The 19,204-nt window shown below is 38.3% G+C and carries 13 protein-coding genes; 1 reads left to right on the top strand and 12 read right to left on the bottom strand.

Going from position 1 to position 19,204, the window contains the following annotated elements:
• Positions 1–97: 97 nt before the first annotated feature.
• A complete protein-coding gene (locus Q0779_RS02240; protein ID WP_298769041.1) occupies positions 98–7,453 on the top strand; it encodes a toxin TcdB middle/N-terminal domain-containing protein in 7,356 nt (2,451 codons plus the stop codon).
• 1 nt (position 7,454) lies between these two features.
• On the opposite strand, the gene rfbC (Q0779_RS02235) is transcribed toward Q0779_RS02240, so the two are convergent.
• From rfbC (Q0779_RS02235) to rfbB (Q0779_RS02180), 12 genes are all read right to left on the bottom strand, one after another.
• Positions 7,455–7,994 (bottom strand): dTDP-4-dehydrorhamnose 3,5-epimerase, encoded by a 540-nt coding sequence (rfbC, locus tag Q0779_RS02235; protein ID WP_298769039.1) that lies wholly within the window; start codon positions 7,992–7,994, stop codon positions 7,455–7,457.
• Positions 7,994–8,884, bottom strand: a complete 891-nt coding sequence (gene rfbD, locus Q0779_RS02230; RefSeq protein WP_298769037.1) for a dTDP-4-dehydrorhamnose reductase — start codon at positions 8,882–8,884, stop codon at positions 7,994–7,996. Before rfbD (Q0779_RS02230) ends, rfbC (Q0779_RS02235) begins: the two co-directional genes overlap by 1 nt.
• A 12-nt stretch (positions 8,885–8,896) precedes the next feature.
• Positions 8,897–9,964, bottom strand: a complete 1,068-nt coding sequence (locus Q0779_RS02225; protein ID WP_298769035.1) for a sugar nucleotidyltransferase — start codon at positions 9,962–9,964, stop codon at positions 8,897–8,899.
• A gap of 77 nt (positions 9,965–10,041) precedes the next feature.
• Positions 10,042–11,079 (bottom strand): dTDP-glucose 4,6-dehydratase, encoded by a 1,038-nt coding sequence (rfbB, locus tag Q0779_RS02220; RefSeq protein ID WP_298769033.1) that lies wholly within the window; start codon positions 11,077–11,079, stop codon positions 10,042–10,044.
• Positions 11,080–11,313: 234 nt separating this feature from the next.
• The gene (locus tag Q0779_RS02215; protein WP_298769032.1) at positions 11,314–13,239 is read right to left on the bottom strand and encodes a nucleoside-diphosphate sugar epimerase/dehydratase; all 1,926 of its coding nucleotides are present in this window, start codon (positions 13,237–13,239) and stop codon (positions 11,314–11,316) included.
• Positions 13,240–13,317: 78 nt separating this feature from the next.
• Positions 13,318–13,872 (bottom strand): sugar transferase, encoded by a 555-nt coding sequence (locus Q0779_RS02210; protein WP_298769030.1) that lies wholly within the window; start codon positions 13,870–13,872, stop codon positions 13,318–13,320.
• A gap of 15 nt (positions 13,873–13,887) precedes the next feature.
• Positions 13,888–14,793, bottom strand: a complete 906-nt coding sequence (locus Q0779_RS02205; protein ID WP_298769028.1) for an NAD-dependent epimerase/dehydratase family protein — start codon at positions 14,791–14,793, stop codon at positions 13,888–13,890.
• Complete coding sequence (locus Q0779_RS02200; protein WP_298769026.1) at positions 14,790–15,701, bottom strand: glycosyltransferase; 912 nt, start codon at positions 15,699–15,701, stop codon at positions 14,790–14,792. The genes Q0779_RS02205 and Q0779_RS02200 overlap by 4 nt, the downstream gene beginning before the upstream one ends.
• A gap of 20 nt (positions 15,702–15,721) precedes the next feature.
• Positions 15,722–16,258, bottom strand: a complete 537-nt coding sequence (rfbC, locus tag Q0779_RS02195; RefSeq protein ID WP_298769024.1) for a dTDP-4-dehydrorhamnose 3,5-epimerase — start codon at positions 16,256–16,258, stop codon at positions 15,722–15,724.
• Position 16,259: 1 nt separating this feature from the next.
• Complete coding sequence (rfbD, locus tag Q0779_RS02190) at positions 16,260–17,153, bottom strand: dTDP-4-dehydrorhamnose reductase (RefSeq protein ID WP_298769259.1); 894 nt, start codon at positions 17,151–17,153, stop codon at positions 16,260–16,262.
• Positions 17,154–17,167: 14 nt separating this feature from the next.
• Positions 17,168–18,064: a glucose-1-phosphate thymidylyltransferase RfbA gene (rfbA, locus tag Q0779_RS02185; protein ID WP_298769022.1), complete on the bottom strand. Its 897-nt coding sequence runs from the start codon at positions 18,062–18,064 to the stop codon at positions 17,168–17,170.
• Positions 18,061–19,170 carry a dTDP-glucose 4,6-dehydratase gene (rfbB, locus tag Q0779_RS02180; RefSeq protein WP_298769020.1) on the bottom strand — a complete coding sequence of 370 codons (1,110 nt, stop codon included), beginning with the start codon at positions 19,168–19,170 and terminating at the stop codon, positions 18,061–18,063. Before rfbB (Q0779_RS02180) ends, rfbA begins: the two co-directional genes overlap by 4 nt.
• Between the last annotated feature and the right edge of the window lie 34 nt (positions 19,171–19,204).

Here is a 19,204-nt window from a genome sequence, read left to right as displayed (position 1 = left end):
CCGACAAATAAGATTACCACTTTCTCAATTAAGTCATCAATCTGTACCGAATGAACTAGACTTTAGTACTAGTTGCAAATTGGTGAAAGGGATTTTCATGCACACAATAAGGACTGTCACATTTCATTTTATGATGTTACTCATTTTCATTTCCTATTCCACATTCAGTTTCTCAGCAACAAAAGTCGATGACCTAAACTATGATATTTACCAAAATCAAACAGGCGATCTCTTTTTAAGGATCCCACCTCAATTCATCTTAATTGCTGCTGATATCTCAATCCCACTCAATGTCACCCCCAAGAATGGTATTTTCAGACTCGCTTACAATCGTTCGACCGATAAATGGGCTTTGATTATTTTGAATGAAACCGAATTTAGCAGGCAGTCTTTGTCACCCACATCGGAATATAAAATTGAAATATCGGAGCTTGATGGTGATGGCCACTTAGATCTTCTTATTCGCAGTGAAAGTAGCAGCCAAGATAGCTTTATCATTAAAAGATTGACTCAAACAGCAAAGCTAAGTGTTTACAGTCCATCTCGTAATAATATCGATTTTTCCCAATCCATTACACTCACAACAAAAGATCTCAACGGCGATAATATCGACGATCTTATCGCACTCAATAATGGTGTTTCTGTCACCTATTTAGGTTCACACTCGGGTCAATTGATCAACACCTCAGCTTCTCAAACCTATGCCAACACTGGCAACATCATTCAGTTTAATCAAGGTCAATTCCAAGTCACCGACGCAGGTGCGGCCAATTACACTATGCCACTGACATTACCTCCAGCAACAGCAGGCTTAAGCCCTGACTTAGGCTTGATATACAATAGCCAAGGTGGAGAGAGTATTTTAGGCGTCGGCTGGCATTTAGCTGGATTGTCTGCCATTAACCGATGTGCTAAAAGTATCGCAATTGATGGAAAGATATCCGGTGTCAACTTCGATGAAAATGATGCTTATTGCTACAATGGACAACGGCTGCTGTTAAATACACATTCAAGTAATCAATACCATACAGAAATTGATACGTTTAACACCTTCACCGCCCACCCTGATAAACGAAACCCACAGTATTTCACGCTCAAAACCAAAACCAATGAAACACATTACTTTGGTTTAGCTCCCGTCTTAACCAATGCATCTGATGCTTATATTGAACCCAGTAGGTATACAGAAGGTACTCTTGCTCAAGTGTGGTCCTTAAAAGCGATTATTGACAAACATGGCAATTATATTCGCTATGATTACAATAAAAATATCGCCAAAGGCAGTCACTACTTATCCCGAATTATTTATGGGGGAAACCACCTCTTAGGTAAACCCACCTATAACAGTATTCTATTCCATTATAATAATCTCGATAAAAGTCATGTCAGCTTTACAAATGGTAGTCGCTTAACCCATGACAAAAGACTCAGTAGTATTCAAGTCAAACAAGACAATGACACTTATCGCTCGTACAAATTCACTTGGTTACTGGGCAAACTTCCAGAAGAGCGACGTTATGTCACTGCGATTCAAGAATGTTTCGATCAAAGCTTTCAAATATGTTCACCTAAAACAAGCTTTGACTTTGCGCATGCCACTCATAAATCAATAAACCCGCTTTATCAGAAATGTAACGCAGCCACCAACGGAGCCGTCACTTGTGCAACAGTATCTTATTGTGAGCCAGGTGCAGAAGCTAGCGCTGAAACCTGGTGCCACATTAATTATCGAACAGCTAACTTTAGCCCCTTTGAAACAAGTAGCGCCAATATCAACATTCATGACGATAGCCGCTTTAATACGCAAATACTCGATTTTAATGGTGATGGATATGCCGATATGTTATTTCCTAAAAATAATCAGTGGCATTACTACACCAGTAACTGGGAAGTGAATAAAATCCAATCCAACCTTGCTCCCAGTCGCTTATCAACACAATATTTAAACCAATACCCTATTCAACGCACCTTAAATATCAGCACAGTAGGCAGCAAGACTCAAGCGATTAGCAATGCCAGTTTAGGTAAAAAAGAACATGTCAAAGTCATGGATATAGACGGTGATGGCAAACAAGAGCTCTTGATCCCCATTGAAAATGGCCATTGGCATGCCATCAGTTCCGATCCCAGCACAGGAGAGAGGCGGATCTGCGAAACAGAGCCCGGTACAGAACACATTTGTTTCACTACCCGTGTCAATTATGATTTCACTTACCGTTCATTAGGTATTTCCTCCGCAGAATATGCCAACACACTCATTGCCGATGTTAACGGTGATGGCCTGCAAGATATTGTGTTTAAATCAGGCACCAATCTATATTATTACCAAAACTTAGGGGGGCATTTTTCCTCAGCAAAAAGTATTGTCGTCAACTTCCCTTCTAAAAGTGGAGGAGCGGTTCTGTATCAAACCTATAGCCAATTGAGTAAGTTAGGCAAAAATACGGCAATGGTCGACATTAATGCCGATGGATTAACCGATCTCATCATGACCGTTAAAAAAACCATTTCAAATGATCCCTGCGGTCCTTTCGTGACAGGCTACGCATGCCCTATCGCGCCTACAGCGGAATACAATAGCCAAGCCAGTACTGACTATAATACTTATGCTTTTATCGCTTCCTTTGAAAACAACAAAATAACCTACACGGCAACCAATGGCACCCATTTAGAAAAAGGTCTAAATAATCTCAGTGTCGCCGACTTCAATGGTGATGGACTCACTGACGTCACTTATCAATTACGTCAAATTTGGTATTATCGCTTATCAAAAGGTGATGGCAGTTTTACTTTCCGTAAAGCCTTAACTGGTATTAATGCAACCAATAGCAGTATTTATCATCGACATCAATTTATTGATCTCAATAATGATGGAAGAACCGATGTGTTAGCTGCTACTGCTAACAGAAATTATGATATTTACTTAGCCTCACCCAGCCCACATTCTGAATATATACATTTTGTTAAACGTGGCAGACTTACTACGGGGACAGATACTAATCCCGATATTACATCAATCCGTTTTGCTGATGTTGATGGGGACACCAAAGTTGATTTACTTTATTCTTCTGGGAATACAAATTCTTGGAAATTACATAAAGCCACTCGTGCCAATATTAATGAGCATGTCATAACGCAGATCACTAGCAGCACAGGCATAAAAACTGACATTGCCTATGCCACATTAGGCAGCGGGCTGCCTTTACTCAATATCGAGTCAAGCCAGAAACCTGACGTTAAAGCCAACTATGATTATGACGATGAACCCATAGGCCAAGAGGATGGTCGAGACTTTCTAACACCCATTGCAGGTATGTATTTGGTTTCAGAAACAGCTCAACAAACCAATAAAAACAGTGCCACACTCACTCAATATACATACGGTGGACCACTCGCCCATAAAAAAGGCCGTGGCTTTTTAGGTTTCGAAACCATACAAAGCACCCAACCCGAACAAAAACTCACCTCCATAACGCAATACCACCAACTTCACCCGCTAACAGGCCAAATTAAAAACCAACAACAACGCTATCAAAATTTAACCTTAAAACACACTCAGCACCGCTATACTCGAAGCGTCAGTGCTCAGGGGGGTATACAAGTCAATCCACAGCAAACACAAGAAACGCATTATCACATTGATTTATCATCTAACGGCACGACGCCCACGCATCATCAAAAAGTTGCTGAAACCCTTACCCTTAACAGTTTTGATAATTGGAATAACCTTCTCAGTAATCGAATACTTAAAAAAAGTAATACAGGCCAACTTATTCATGAAAGCCTCACAACTCACCATTATTCAAATGCCGCTCATAATGTGATCACTCCTCAAGCATTAATTTTAACTCATAGCCACCCTCAAGTTGCCTCACCCTCCGGTCAGGCTTTAGATGCAAAAAAATTCGCACTCATTAATACAACTAAAGTAAAAAAAATACGTTACCAGAATACCCATGATGGACAAGTCAGTGCTCAAACGAGGGAAACAAACCTCAGTTATTACCCCAATGGTTTACTCAGAGAATCAAGGGTTAATGGATTAACCTCTGCCTTTTTTTACGATAAGTTTGGTAATAAAGTAGCTCAGCAAGACTATGCTAAGGTCGATAATATTCACTACCAAAAGCGAGCCAATTACTGGTTTTATGATTCTAGAGGTCAGTATATTGCCAGTAAAATGAACTCATTGGGTGAAAAGGAACATTTTCTTTACAACGGCACTTCAGGACATATCGCCACACAAGGCCGTATTGTTAGCCAAACGAGCACAGGGCCTAACAAACTGGCTACCACAGCATTTTTCGATATAGTCGGACGCAGTATTGAGCAACGTTTAGCCGATGGAAATTATACTAAAATTAGCCGAAGCTATTGTGCCGGTTGTGATAAAAACTACATAACAGAAACTCAAACCAGCAGTAATCAACCAGCCAAAATCAGTTACCTCGATCCTTTTGGACGTGAAAGAGAACAAAAGGTAAAAAGCTTTAATGGCAGTTGGGTTGTGACGTCCATGTATTATAACCCTCAAGGATTACGTACACATATTTCAACGCCGCAATTTACCAGTGCATCGTCACATTACCAGCAAACATTTTATGACAATCTAGGCAGAGTCTATAAAAAAGCCATTCCGACTGAATCAAGTACCGTCAGTCGATGGACAAAAATTAATGGCCTTACGACCACCCGTATTGATGAAAAAGGGCAAGCATCCTATTACACCTACAGCCCTGACGGCTTGCTAGTGTCTCTTAAAAATGTGGCAGGGCAATATATTCGTTATTATTACGATGCCTTTAATCAACAAAATAAAGTGACTCTCACAGCAAAAAACCATGCCAATATCAATCAGACACAAGTCATATTATCTCATTTTAATGATTACGGGCAGCTACTGACGACTCAAGATCCCGATAAAGGCTCATGGGCGTATACTTACAACGGTTTTAAAGAAGTCATTGCGCAAACAGACGGGGAAAATCAAGTCAGTCTGTTAGGCTATGATGCAATAGGCAGAAAAATACGACAGGAAAATAATGAGAGCTTATCTTGTTGGTACTACAGTGGTAATAGCCATAATAAAAGTGCGGGGAAAATCAGTAGTCTAAAACAATGGAGCAAAGCCGACACTATACCGATCAATTGCGCAAGTACAGAACCAATAAAATACAGCGAACAATACCACTATGATGACTTTGGTCGTACTCAAAAAATAAACTATGTACTCGATGGAACAAACTATAACATAGTCTATCAATACAATAGTAAAGGCCAATTAAGTCGCCAATACTATCCCAGTAATCATGGGCTCTTCTATGTTAATTTTTACTATAATGCCCAACATTATTTATATTTACAAAAAGATAATAAAGGTCGAGCCTTACGTAAAATTATTGCCACCGATCCCTATGGCAATATCACCGAGCAACACTTTGGTAATGGCACCCAAGAAGTCAAAGGTTTTAACCCTAAAACAGGCCGGCTTTATACTGTCAATGTCAAGCATGGTAACCAGAACATTCATCAACTTAGCTATGGAGAATATGATCAAAAAGGCAATTTAGGTAGCCGCTCACATAGCTACTACCATCAAGGACTCCTTAACCTTGCCTTCAATGAATCTTTTACTTATGACAATTTAAATCGATTAACAAATCGTCAGCTCAGTGTCGGGAAAGGTCACTTATCACCTCATGGGTATTCTGAACAATATCAATATGATGGTTTTGGCAACATCAAAACACGCAAAGGGGAACTCAATGGAAATGCACAGTTGACGTTAGCCAATTATGAATACCAACAAAGTACCAGTACTAACCGTCTCGTTAATGCCCTGGTAGAGGGGCAGCACTATTCAGAATTCACCTATGATAATAATGGTAACATCCTCTCTGATGGTACGAGAGAGTTCAGTTATTATAGCGTGAATAAAATCAAAAAGATCCAGCAAGGCGAGAGCAATAGCCTGTATCACTACACACCTGATCAGAATGTGATGAGCCGGATTGATAAACGCTTCAGAGATGGAAACTTAACAATTCGTAATACTCATTATGTTGGGCAAGTTTATCAAAAAGAACAGCTCATCCTTGATGACACCATAGAGCGCACTCGTCATCGGTATTTCATTAATAACATTGTGATTGAACGAGATCAATTCCCCAGTCAAGCAACACAAGAAGAAGTACACTACCAACACGGGGATCATCAAGGTTCAAATTTAAGCATCACAAATCAATCGGGCCAAGTCACTAAGCAATATTTTTATACTGCATTTGGTCATGCAATGGAAATTGAACATAACAGTCTTATTCACGCTACAAAACCAATTGCTCAAGCATACACAGATCATGAAACTCTCCCCACACTGAATATTATTCAAATGGGTGGCCGAATATATGATCCTATTTTAAGTCGATTTTTACAAGCGGATCCCAGTATTCAATCTCCTCAAAACCTACAAAATTACAACCGATTCAGTTATGTTCTCAATAACCCATTACGCTATACCGATCCCAGTGGATATAACTTCTTTGAAAAAGTTTATAAATTTTTAGGTAAAATTGATGGACGGGAACACTCTCAAAAATATGTTTTTCAGAAAAATCCAACCTTAGCGAATTTTACTCAAACGGCGCTGACCTACATTCCCGTCTTTGGCACTCTCGCATCGGCACATTTTGCCTTTGACCGCGCCTATTATGCATCAGGGAGTTTAAGAGCCGCTTTCAAAGCGGGGATCATTACTTATGTGATGGCACAAGTTAATGGTACACCTGAATTTAGCACCGAGGCTATCGCGCTGCTTGCCATCGACAATATTAACCCTGATGTAGGCCGTGTGGTTAGGACTCTGTATTATGGTATGGATCAACCCGATGAGATTATAGGCAACCTGCAACATGCCTTTGCCACAAAATATGCCGCCAAAGGCGTTGAAAAACTCGCCCATAAAGCGGGGCTGTCTTTGACAGAATTTAATGCCCTTTTAACTGTAAACTCATTTATTGGAGTCAAATTAACGGGCACTCGCGCTCGATGCGATCAAGATTCTTGCAATATTTTTGGCTTTACCACTCGAGAAGATGGTATTAAAGGTATTGTTGGCATTATTTGGGATGTGAATGACACACTATTAGGCTATCAAGGACTGATGGATGCCGTGGGCTACAATGTTGTTCGTCAAGGTTACAAAAAACTCGGTGTCTGTCACAGTTTAGGCGCAATAACCTGTAATAATTTAGCCGCCAAAGGCTTTACCTCAACAGGTGAATTGAATGCACTCCCCTTTGGAAATGCTGCTTACGGCGGCGCAGTAACCAAGTTAGGCACCATGGACTTTATAAATGGTTTTATTGGTGGATTTATCCTCAATTGGAATGCAAGAAGCATAAGCTGCACAAAAGCACCGTGCCATGGCTTTGATGATAATTACAAGGAAAAATAGGCTAAAAAGAAGGCGCCTTATCAAAACTCACCCCTTTTTTATCTTTATCGGACAAAAGGGGAGCGTCACTTAGAGGCCAAGTTATATCAAGGCTTGGATCATTCCAATTGAGGCTCACCTCAGAATCACTGTGATAATAGTTCGTGCATTTGTACACGCATTCTGCAATATCACTCATCACATAAAAACCATGGGCAAAACCTTCAGGGACCCAAAGTTGACGTCTATTTTTTGCAGATAACTCTTGCCCCACCCAATGGCCATATGTGGCGGAGTTTTTCCTCATATCCACTGCCACATCGAATACTTTCCCACTTATCACCCTGATCAATTTCCCTTGAGTTTGCTCAGTTTGATAATGTAAACCTCTAAGCACGCCACGCTGAGATCGCGAATGGTTATCCTGAACAAATTCTCTGTTGGCGACTTGGTCATTAAAAATATCTTGTCGCCAAGTTTCCATAAAAAATCCCCTTTCATCACCAAATAGCGCTGGAATAATCACTTTCACATCTTCAATTTGAGTATTAATCACTTTCATTATTGATACTGACTCTCCATAAACTGCTCTATGACCACAGGCAATGCCTTAGACCAATCTACCATCTCGATACCAAGCTCTCGCTCAATTTTGGTACAATTGAGTGTTGAATTTGCAGGACGATTAACATTCGATGGATAATCTTGACTGGAAATAGGCACTAAACGAGGGGGTTTATCGATTGTTTTTTGTTTATGTGCTTGCTTAAAAATATGCTGAGCAAATTGATACCAAGTCACATAAGGGAAGCCTGAAAAGTGATAAACTCCCCAATTGAGTCTTCCCACTTGCTTAAATTGCATCATGATATGAAGGATAGCATTTGCAAGATCCCCCACATAAGTCGGCCCGCCGTACTGATCATCGACAATACTGAGTTCATCACGATCTCGTCCTAATGTTAGCATAGTGCTCACAAAATTATTGTCTTGAACACTGAATAACCAAGCAGTACGAATGATAATATGCCGAGGGCAAGTGTTAACGATTGCCGCTTCACCCGCTAATTTGCTCTTTCCATAAATACTTTGGGGATTAGGCACATCATTTTCTTTATAAGCATGTTTATTACTGCCATCAAATACATAGTCAGTCGACATATGGATAAGCATTGCCCCTATATCCTTTGACGCTTGAGCTAATAAACACGCCCCCTTATTATTCACATTAAAGGCTATTTCTTTTTCCATTTCTGCTTGCTCAACACAGGTGTAAGCCGCGGCATTAACAATAACATCAGGGCGAGATTGATTAATCCTATTATTAATCGCAAATTTATTGGTGATGTCGCATTCAGGTATTTCGATAACATCAAGATCTGGGCTCTGTTTTAATACCCTAAAAAGGTGGCTCCCTAACTGCCCCTTTTTCCCTACCACTAGCACTAGCACAAGAGCGCCTTATCATTTTCTGTCATATACGATGTCATTGTTAGGGCCTGTTAATCTTTGGTGATGATTTCTGCAGCAGTTTGTGGGTTCTTTATACAAGGCAGAGCTTGTGTGGTGTAGTAATTCTACATAAACAAGTGATAACGCCGTAGAAAGGAGCCACAAACGCTGTCCGTAGGATACGGCTAAACGTGTTTTACTCTTTGTTGGGAGCCCCTTTGTTAAAGAAAGAGGGCTTAGATCACTAGGCGTCATCCCTCCCGTCGCGATTGAAACACGTTTATCTCGGACATAATTTAGCCACCAAAGGTCAACAGGCCCTAGTATACACTGACCCGCTTGCGCTTCTATTCGCTCAATAAAGGAAGATGCATCCCTTAATTTTTCATGGGTTCCCATATCAAACCAACTTACATCTGAGCCCAGTAATTCCACAGTTAATTCACCACGTTCAAGATACATCTGATTAATGGAAGTGATTTCAAGCTCGCCTCTTTTTGATGGCACCACCCTTTTAGCAAATTCAGTAACACGATGATCAAAGCAATATAAACCCGTAATAGCGATATTAGATTTTGATTGTAAAGGCTTCTCTTCAATCTCAATCACTTGGTTAGATTGATCCAGTGTTGCTATTCCATAGTGCTGAGATTCCTCCACCTCATAGCCAAACACAGTCGCCCCCGCGCCCCTTGCAGGACTAAAGTATTTTTTGTGTTTTAAATCATTAAAAAGTGACTGGCCGTAGAAGAAATTGTCACCCAATATTAAACAGACATCATCATCACCGATAAAAGATCCTGCGATAATAAAAGACTCTGCGATCCCTTTAGGCTCTTGTTGAATCGCGTACTCAAGTGATATGCCGAAGCGTTCTCCATCACCCAATAATTGCCGAAATGCTGATGCATCTTTTGGTCGAGTGATCAACAAGACTTCTTTTATTCCTACTTGTACTAAAAAAGATAAGGGATACAGTATCATTGGCTTACCATTAACCAATAATAATTGCTTAGACATAAACTGAGTCAGTGGATAAAGCCGCGTGCCTGCCCCCCCTGCTAAAATAATACCTTTCATCATTAATTCACTGTGCTTTTACTGCAGAACTGTTACTGCATTGATGATTTAGTCTCTGCTCATCCTTATTGATGAAACTAGGGGGGAGTATTATTCAGACTATGACACCAAGCTTGATTGTCCACATACCATTTCACTGTCGATAATAATCCAAGATTAAAATCTGTTGTAGGGTGCCAATCAAGCTCATTTTTTATTTTTGTGATATCGACGGCATACCGCACATCATGGCCCGCCCTATCATCGACATGACAAATTAAATCTCGATAAAATACCAACCCATTAGGCTTATTGGGAGCAAGCTGCTCTAATATGTCACAGATCCTATTGATCAATTCGATATTTGATTTTTCCGTTTCACCACCTATGTTATAGGTTTCACCCACTTTTCCTAGCTGCAAAATACGGTATAACGCCTTGACATGATCAGTCACAAACAGCCAATCTCGCCTTTGTAATCCATTGCCATACACAGGCAAAGGCAGGCCAGCGAGGGCATTAGACACCATTAAGGGAATCAACTTTTCAGGAAATTGATAAGGACCATAATTATTCGAACACTGAGAAATCAACACAGGCAAGCCATAAGTACGATGCCAAGCACGAACCAAATGATCGCTAGCCGCTTTTGATGCCGAATAAGGGCTACTGGGAGCATAGTTAGATGCTTCAGTAAAAGGCGCTGACATTGCATCCAAATCACCATACACTTCATCGGTGGACACATGATGAAAACGAAATAGCCTTTTCTTTTCACCGTCCAACTTCTGCCAATAGTGCTTGCTCACTTCCAGTAAGGTAAAAGTACCCATAATATTGGTTTGCATAAACGCCGCGGGCCCATCAATGGAGCGATCAACATGGCTTTCGGCCGCGAGATGCATTACCGCATCGGGCTGATGAGACTCAAAAATTTCCTTCAATGTGGTTCGATTGCAAATATCGGCTTGAATGAAGCAATAGCGATCATTATCTTCTACTTGTTCAAGCGAACATAAATTCCCCGCATAATTCAACTTATCAACATTGATGACACAATTTCTCGTCTCTTCAATTAAATAGCGGATCAGCTCAGAGCCAATAAAACCTGCACCACCTGTTACTAACACTTTCATTTCTCGACCACTATGCACTCAACTCACATTATCAAAACCCAAATAGAGTTAAGCCCCACCTCTTGTCTCTCAAATAGGCGCTAAGTCTAACGTTATCGAAAGATGAAAGCTATTAGAACACCCCCAAATATTCCAATAGTAGCATGTTGACAATCATCCACAGCACAATAAAAAAGCATAAAAAAACGGCTAGCAATCTATCATTGCTAGCCGTTTAGTTTTTAACAAGAAAAATTAAGAAGCTACTAACTCTAATGGTTTATCATCTATCTGAGTTGAACACCAGACTAAGTCACCTATATTATCTGTTGGATTAAATCCTGTTGGCGCACTTAATAGAATATTCCTAATATCTTGATGTCGTAGTTCATGGCATGCCGAATCTAACTCATCCAATATCTTTGATAAATCCATCCAAGATAAATGAGCTTCATGGGCTGTCATTATGCGTTCATGCTCAGTGCCTGTAACATCATCACCGATGAGCAACTCTTCATATAACTTTTCACCTGGCCTTAAGCCACTAAATTCAATGGATATTTCTCCCTCTGGATTAACATCATTTTTCACTTCATAACCACTGAGTCTTATCATTTTTTCGGCTAAATCGACAATTTTAACCGATGCCCCCATGTCAAGAACAAAGACATCTCCTCCTTTCCCCATCGCCCCAGCTTGAATAACTAATTGTGATGCTTCAGGAATCGTCATAAAAAAGCGCGTTATTTCAGGATGGGTCACAGTAATGGGGCCACCTGTTTTTATTTGTTTGCGAAATAAAGGCACAACAGAGCCTGACGAGCCTAACACATTACCAAAGCGAACCATACAAAAACGGGTTGAATGCGTTTCTTTGGCAAGCGCTTGCAAGCAGAGCTCGGCCATACGCTTGGTTGTCCCCATAATATTTGTCGGACGTACGGCTTTATCTGTTGAAATTAAAACAAAAGTTTCCACTTTCGCTTCAATGGCAGCTCTAGCTGTATATAAGGTACCAAATACATTATTACGGATCCCTTCAACCACATTATGCTCAACCAAAGGGACATGTTTATAGGCTGCAGCATGATAGACTGTTTGAACAGAAAAAGTCTCCATCACAGTCTGTATTCTATTTTTTCCTTGCACAGAGCCTAATATAGGGAAAACATCTATCAACAGATTATGATCACTAATATAACTCGTTAATTCTTTTTCTATTGAATACAATCCAAATTCTGATAATTCATATAAAACTAATTTATTAGGTTTGAGTTTAATAATTTGACGACACAATTCTGATCCAATAGAGCCTCCAGCACCTGTGACCATTACCACTTTATTGTGAATATTGGCCGATAATAAATCCGTTCTTGGTGAGACAGGTTCTCTGCCTAATATATCTTCAATTTCAACTTCTTTAACATCACTATATAACATATTACCATCCACTAAATCTGCTGTCGCCGGAATGGTCAATACTTGAACGGCTAAGGATTCAAGAGACATTAAAATCTCTTTTCGCCTTGTATGGGACACTGTCGGTAAAGCGAGTAACACTTTGGTGGCTGATTTTTGACGTATGAGCTTTCGAATAATAGAGGGCGAATGAACATGAATCCCTTGGATGACACTACCATGAGTTGCTTTATCATCATCAACAAAGGCAAACGGATAATATTCCTTGCTTTGCATTAGAGATGTCACTAATTGTCTGCCACTCACACCCGCACCATAAATAATAACAGGCTCACCTTCTCGCTTCATGCCTGAGCCAACAATGGCTCTAATGGTTAACCGAGAACCACCAACAAAACCTAAAGCAAATACAGCATAAATAATAGGTACCGTTCTGGGTAAACCAAACTCAGCATAATAAGCCATAAAGATAAGGCTCGTCGTCGATATAATCACCCCTAATAAAATAGCCGTTAACGCTTGAAGGCCCATGTATCGTAACACTGCACGGTATAAACCTAGTTTCGCAAAAATTAATACGCTTATAGGACAAACAAGCGTAATCAATAACCAATAATCGACATTAGTAAAAACAGAAAAAGATTCCGTTCTTACCAATAAAGCCAACCAAAATGATAAAAATAAACTCAAAGAGTCTATTGCGGTGCTCACACCTCTTTTTTGCATTCGATTTAACGAAAATAAAATTTGCAAAAAATCCATTTATCGCTCCACGCGCATAAACTAAAAAACTAAAAACTAAAAAACAATTCTTAAACTGCATTCTATTGAAAATAGAATTTAAGTTTTGTTTACTCTATCACCACTTCCCTTACCAAATACTGTCAGTAAGATATATTTAAAGTAATCCCTAATATTTAACATTTCAATCATTTTAGCATCAACCTCTGCCAGCAAAGTTGGTGTCGACATATCAATATTATTAACTTGAGCTAAACCAGTTATACCAGGGCGGACCATATAAATACTTTTATCTTCGCGCGCTATTGTTAATTCTTCTTGATTAAATAAACCTGGACGAGGGCCAACCAAGCTCATATCCCCTTTTAGCACATTCCACAATTGTGGTAGCTCATCAAGCTTAGTCTTACGTAAAAAACCACCAAATGGGGTTATTGAAGCAGTACTCGCCAAATGGCTAGCAACCGATTTGGTATCAACACTCATAGTTCTAAATTTGACTAGAATAAAAGGTTTTCTATTTCGTCCCACACGCTCTTGTTTAAAAATTGGCGCCCCAGTATCAAATAAGCCAATAATATATAATATGACCAAAAATGGAAAAAGCAGCATCAATCCTAAAAAAGAAAAAATACAATCAAAAAATCTTATCACAATAACTCACCTTACTTAATCAATATGCTTCATTGCTTGAACAACATCTTCTAACGGAGTCCAACTTAGCAATCTTTTAGCTTTAGAAGAATCAACTTCCAAATCACCGATAACCTTTTGTAATCTATACTGTTGGCCCAAGAAACCAAATGTTACCTGCAAAAACCATCTTGGTATAGGAAGTTGTAAAGTTTTTTTATTCACACCTTTCCCAATTAAAGATGTAAAAACCCTAGTGGAAATAGGATCGCCATCAGAAATAATGAATACCTCTCCTATCGCTTTTTCATGTTCCAAACAAACCAAAATAAAACTAACTAAGTTGGAAACAGATATAAAACTGCGCTTATTATTAATAAGACCAAATGGTAATAATCGTACCTTTTTAACTATATTAACAAGGCTATTAAAATTACCTCTTGCACCTTTACCATAAACTAAGGGAGGTCTAATAATTACAACTTCTAAACCAGTTTTTTTTGCTATTTCAATTAATCCAATTTCTGCTTCATGCTTTGATTTTGAATAATAATTATAAGGTTTAGGTAAATCTTTCTCACTGAATGGTTCACCAAAAGTAGCCTCACCATTCACACCAATTGTACTTATATATACAAAACGTTTAACTCCAGCATTTGCTGCTTCATTAGCAAGGTGTAATGTACCATGCTTATTTACTTCAAAAAATTCTTCTTCTTGAAAGTTTAGATCATGAGCAATCCCTGCTAAATGAATTACTGCGTCAATACCAAAAAAAGCATCACTCCAGTTTGTTTTAGAGCTGATCTCATTAACTAAAAAAATATCATCAAATTGTTTCTTAGTTGTACCTCTAACAACATGTCGAAACTTGAATTTATCTGAAGATAATAGCTTCGAACCTATAAAACCAGTTCCACCAGTAACAAGAACATGTTTCATTTAATACACAGCCCCTTCTTCATAGACATAATTATTAATGCAAAGAAAAATAATATTACATCCTTAATATTACGCCTACATTTAAATGAATAAAAAGAAAGCTTTAATAAACTAAAAAATGTACTCTCTTTAACAAGTCTAACAGGCTTATCTTTATTACCTATAAAATCCGATTGCAAAAGCAACTTTTTAAAAGCATCTTCAGATAAAACAACTTTAGCTCTTTCATAAATAGCCTTTAGTCCTGTATTAGCACCAACTTCATTAGAATCGTGCTGCCGATATAACATACTGGGATTTTTATCTATATACCACTTAAATCGATTCGTTCTAGCAAAACTATAACAGAACCAATCATGAAGCCATAATAAATCAATTTTACTTTTATTAGAATTTAACTTACTTTTTATTTCATTAGCTAAATTATTTGTTAAAACAAATGTACAACCGGGTCCTGATGACTCAAATAAATAATCATATTTTTTCTGTGGATAACTTTTATTTATTAATTTTTTATCACCATTTTCCCAAAAAGCCAGCACATTACTGGAATAACCATCAGCTTTATTTTTATTCATTTCTTTTATAGATAAACATAGCTTATTTCTAAACCATATATCATCTTGATCTGCAAAAGCTAAGTAATCATATTTAGAAAAATCAACATCTAGAATTAATCTGAAAAAATTCTGCCCTGCACTTCCAAAACTCTTAGTGTACGGTAATAAATATATATTCTGATATTCATTAACATAAGACTCTATTAATGTAAGAGAATTATCCGTTGAAGAGTCTAAACTAATAAAAATATCCAACTCTACTTTTTCTTGCTTTAAAATACTCTCTAACTGCTCATCTAGCCAACGCTCCCCATTATAGGCAGCTAATAATACACAAACTTTAGACATTACACTCACCTAATAGAAAGTTATTCAAGGTATAAGCCTACACCATAAGAATCTTTTTTAGACAATACTGGCTCAGTATTGAAAGGCCAAGTAATACCTAAGTCAGGATCATTCCAAGCAATCGATACTTCAGCTTCAGGATTATAATAATCAGTGCATTTATAAACAAATTCAGCCTCATCACTTGTCACATAGAAACCATGGGCGAACCCCTCAGGCACCCATAATTGACGTTTATTATCACATGACAAATATTCACCCACCCATAAACCAAATGTTGGAGAGCCTTTTCGAATATCAACTGCAACATCAAATACTTCTCCCGATACCACTCGTACTAATTTGCCTTGAGTATTTTCAGTTTGATAGTGCAAACCACGCAAAATTCCTTTTTTTGATTTTGAATGGTTATCTTGTACAAATTGAGTAGGCTTACCTGTTACTAACTCTTCAAACTGTTTTTGATTCCAAGTTTCCATGAAAAATCCCCTTTCATCACCAAAAACTGAAGGTTCTATGATTTTTACATCTGGGATGCTTGTCTCTATAACTTTCATTTTATTTATACTCTTTTAATACCATTATAACGCCACTTTCCAATGCCCTTTTCCAATTGCAGGACTTAATGGCAAAGTTATTAAGTAATTTAGTACAGTCTAACCGTGAATTTTGTGGACGTTTTGCTGGAGTAGGATATTCTGTCGTTGCTATTGATGAAAGTACTGGCTTAATATCGATAACTTTTTGTTCTACAGCATCTGTAAATATTTTATCGGCAAACTTGCACCAGCTAACATGAGGTAAGCCAGAGTAATGATAAATACCATACTCAACACAGTCACCTTGAACAATACGTTTCGCTATTTGAATGAGCGTACTAGCTATGTCACCAGCGTAAGTAGGGCCACCAAATTGATCACCCACTATATTTAACGATTCTCTTTCTTGACCTAATCTCAGCATCGTTTTAACAAAGTTATTGCCATATTCACTAAATACCCAAGCTGTACGTAAGATAATATGACGTTGACAAGCATTAGCAACAGCGATTTCACCAGCAAGTTTACTTTTACCATATACACCTTGTGGCATAGGGAGATCACTTTCTGAATAACTACCTTCTTTATTGCCATCAAAAACATAATCGGTTGAAATATGTAGGATTGCCGCACCGATTCTTTCTGCCGCTTCAGCTAAATACTGCGCCCCATCGCTATTTATATTGAATGCTAAATCTATATCAGTTTCTGCTTTATCCACAGCAGTGTAAGCTGCAGCGTTAATGATAATATCAGGTCTAAAATCCATCACTCTATTGTTAACATCATTAACCTTAGTAATATCTAATTCTTGACTATTTAATGCTAATAACGTAACTTTTTTTTGCTTATAAAGCTGATCTACTAAATACGAGCCAACTTGCCCATTACGTCCTGTAACTAGAACTCTCATGGATACATCTTCCATCAAGAAACCTTCTTCACAACAGGGTTGCTTTCATCCAAAACCAAACTTTGTAAATATTGACCGTAATCATTTTTAAGCATTGGTTTCGAAATGCGTAATAAATCATGATCCGTTAGCCAAGTATTTCTATGAGCAATTTCTTCTAAACAAGCCACTTTCAAACCTTGAACATGTTCTATAGTTTGTACAAAAGAAGAGGCTTCATGCAAGCTTTCATGAGTCCCAGTGTCTAACCAAGCAAAACCGCGCCCTAACAGCTCAACTTTCAAAGAGTTATCTTCCAAATACATTTGGTTAATACTGGTAATTTCTAATTCACCTCTCTCGGATGGTTGCACTTTTCTTGCAAAATCAACGACTCTATTATCATAAAAGTAGAGTCCTGTTACTGCATACTCTGATTTTGGGTGAGATGGCTTCTCCTCTATCGATAATGCCTTCATATTTTCATCAAACTCAACCACGCCAAAACGTTGTGGATCTTTAACTTGATACCCAAAAATAGTTGCACCTTGCTTACGTGAGACCGCTTTTTTTAATGTATGGCTAAAAGATTGACCATAAAAAATATTATCACCCAGCACTAAGCAGACATTATCTTCGCCAATAAAGCTTTCAGCAATAATAAAAGCTTGTGCTAAGCCTTCTGGTTTTTCTTGCACGGCATAGTAAAGTGAGATGCCATAGTCACTACCATCGCCTAAAAGTCGTTTAAAGCTATCATTATCTTCAGGCGTAGTAATAATAAGAATTTCTTTAATCCCAGCTAACATTAACGTTGACAGAGGGTAATAAATCATAGGCTTGTCATAGACAGGCAGCAATTGCTTAGAAACACCACGAGTCAATGGATACAGGCGAGTACCAGAGCCACCCGCTAATACAATCCCTTTCATACTGCTTCCTCACTTTCTGATAAATGATAGCTTTGCTGTTTTACCTTGTTTATTCCTAAGCGTTCACCTGAATAAGACCCATCAAGCACTCGACTCCACCAAGCTTCGTTACTTAAATACCATTCGACTGTCTTTCGTAATCCTGATTCAAACGTCTCAGCTGGTTTCCAACCCAGTTTACACTCTATTTTCGACGCATCGATCGCATAACGCACATCATGACCAGGCCTATCTGTAACAAAAGTAATTAAATCTTCATACTCAACCAATCCATTAGTCTTATTTGGTACTAACTCATCTAATAAGTAACAGATACTTTTCACAACATCAATATTCGCTTTCTCATTGTGCCCCCCTATATTATATGTCTCACCCACTTTACCCTCAGTTAATACTTTATAAAGTGCTGCGGCATGATCATCTACATAGAGCCAGTCGCGTACTTGCATACCACTACCATAAACAGGTAAGGACTTACCTGACAATGCATTTAGTATCGTTAAAGGGATCAATTTTTCAGGGAAGTGATATGGACCATAATTATTTGAGCAATTCGTGACTAATGTTGGTAATCCATAAGTACGCTGCCATGCTCGTACTAAATGATCACTTGAAGCTTTTGATGCTGAATATGGACTACTTGGATCATAAGCCATATCTTCGGTAAATAAGTCATTTGTTCCCTCTAAATCACCATAAACTTCATCGGTAGAAATATGGTGAAAGCGGAAAGCTTGCTGCTTATCCGAGGGTAACTGATCCCAATAATTACGCGTCGCTTCTAATAGTGTATAAGTACCGACAATATTAGTCTCAATAAATGCAGCGGGTCCATCTATTGAGCGATCAACATGACTCTCTGCTGCTAAATGCATTACAGCATCAGGCTGATATAGCTGAAATACCCTATCTAATTCAGAACTATTGCATATATCAACTTTTTCAAAAAAATATCGCTCATCATTTTCTATCTCAGCCAGTGACTCCAAATTTCCAGCATACGTTAATTTATCGATATTAATAACACTATCACTTTTCATCTTAATTATATATCTAACAAGTGCAGATCCAATAAACCCTGCCCCTCCAGTTATTAATACATTCATATTTCAACCTACAAATTTATAAAAACATAATCAA

Source organism: uncultured Shewanella sp. (assembly GCF_947491715.1).
GTDB lineage: Bacteria > Pseudomonadota > Gammaproteobacteria > Enterobacterales > Shewanellaceae > Shewanella.
The sequence above is the reverse complement of the archived record's forward strand: the minus strand, read 5'-3'. Positions and strand labels throughout refer to the sequence as shown.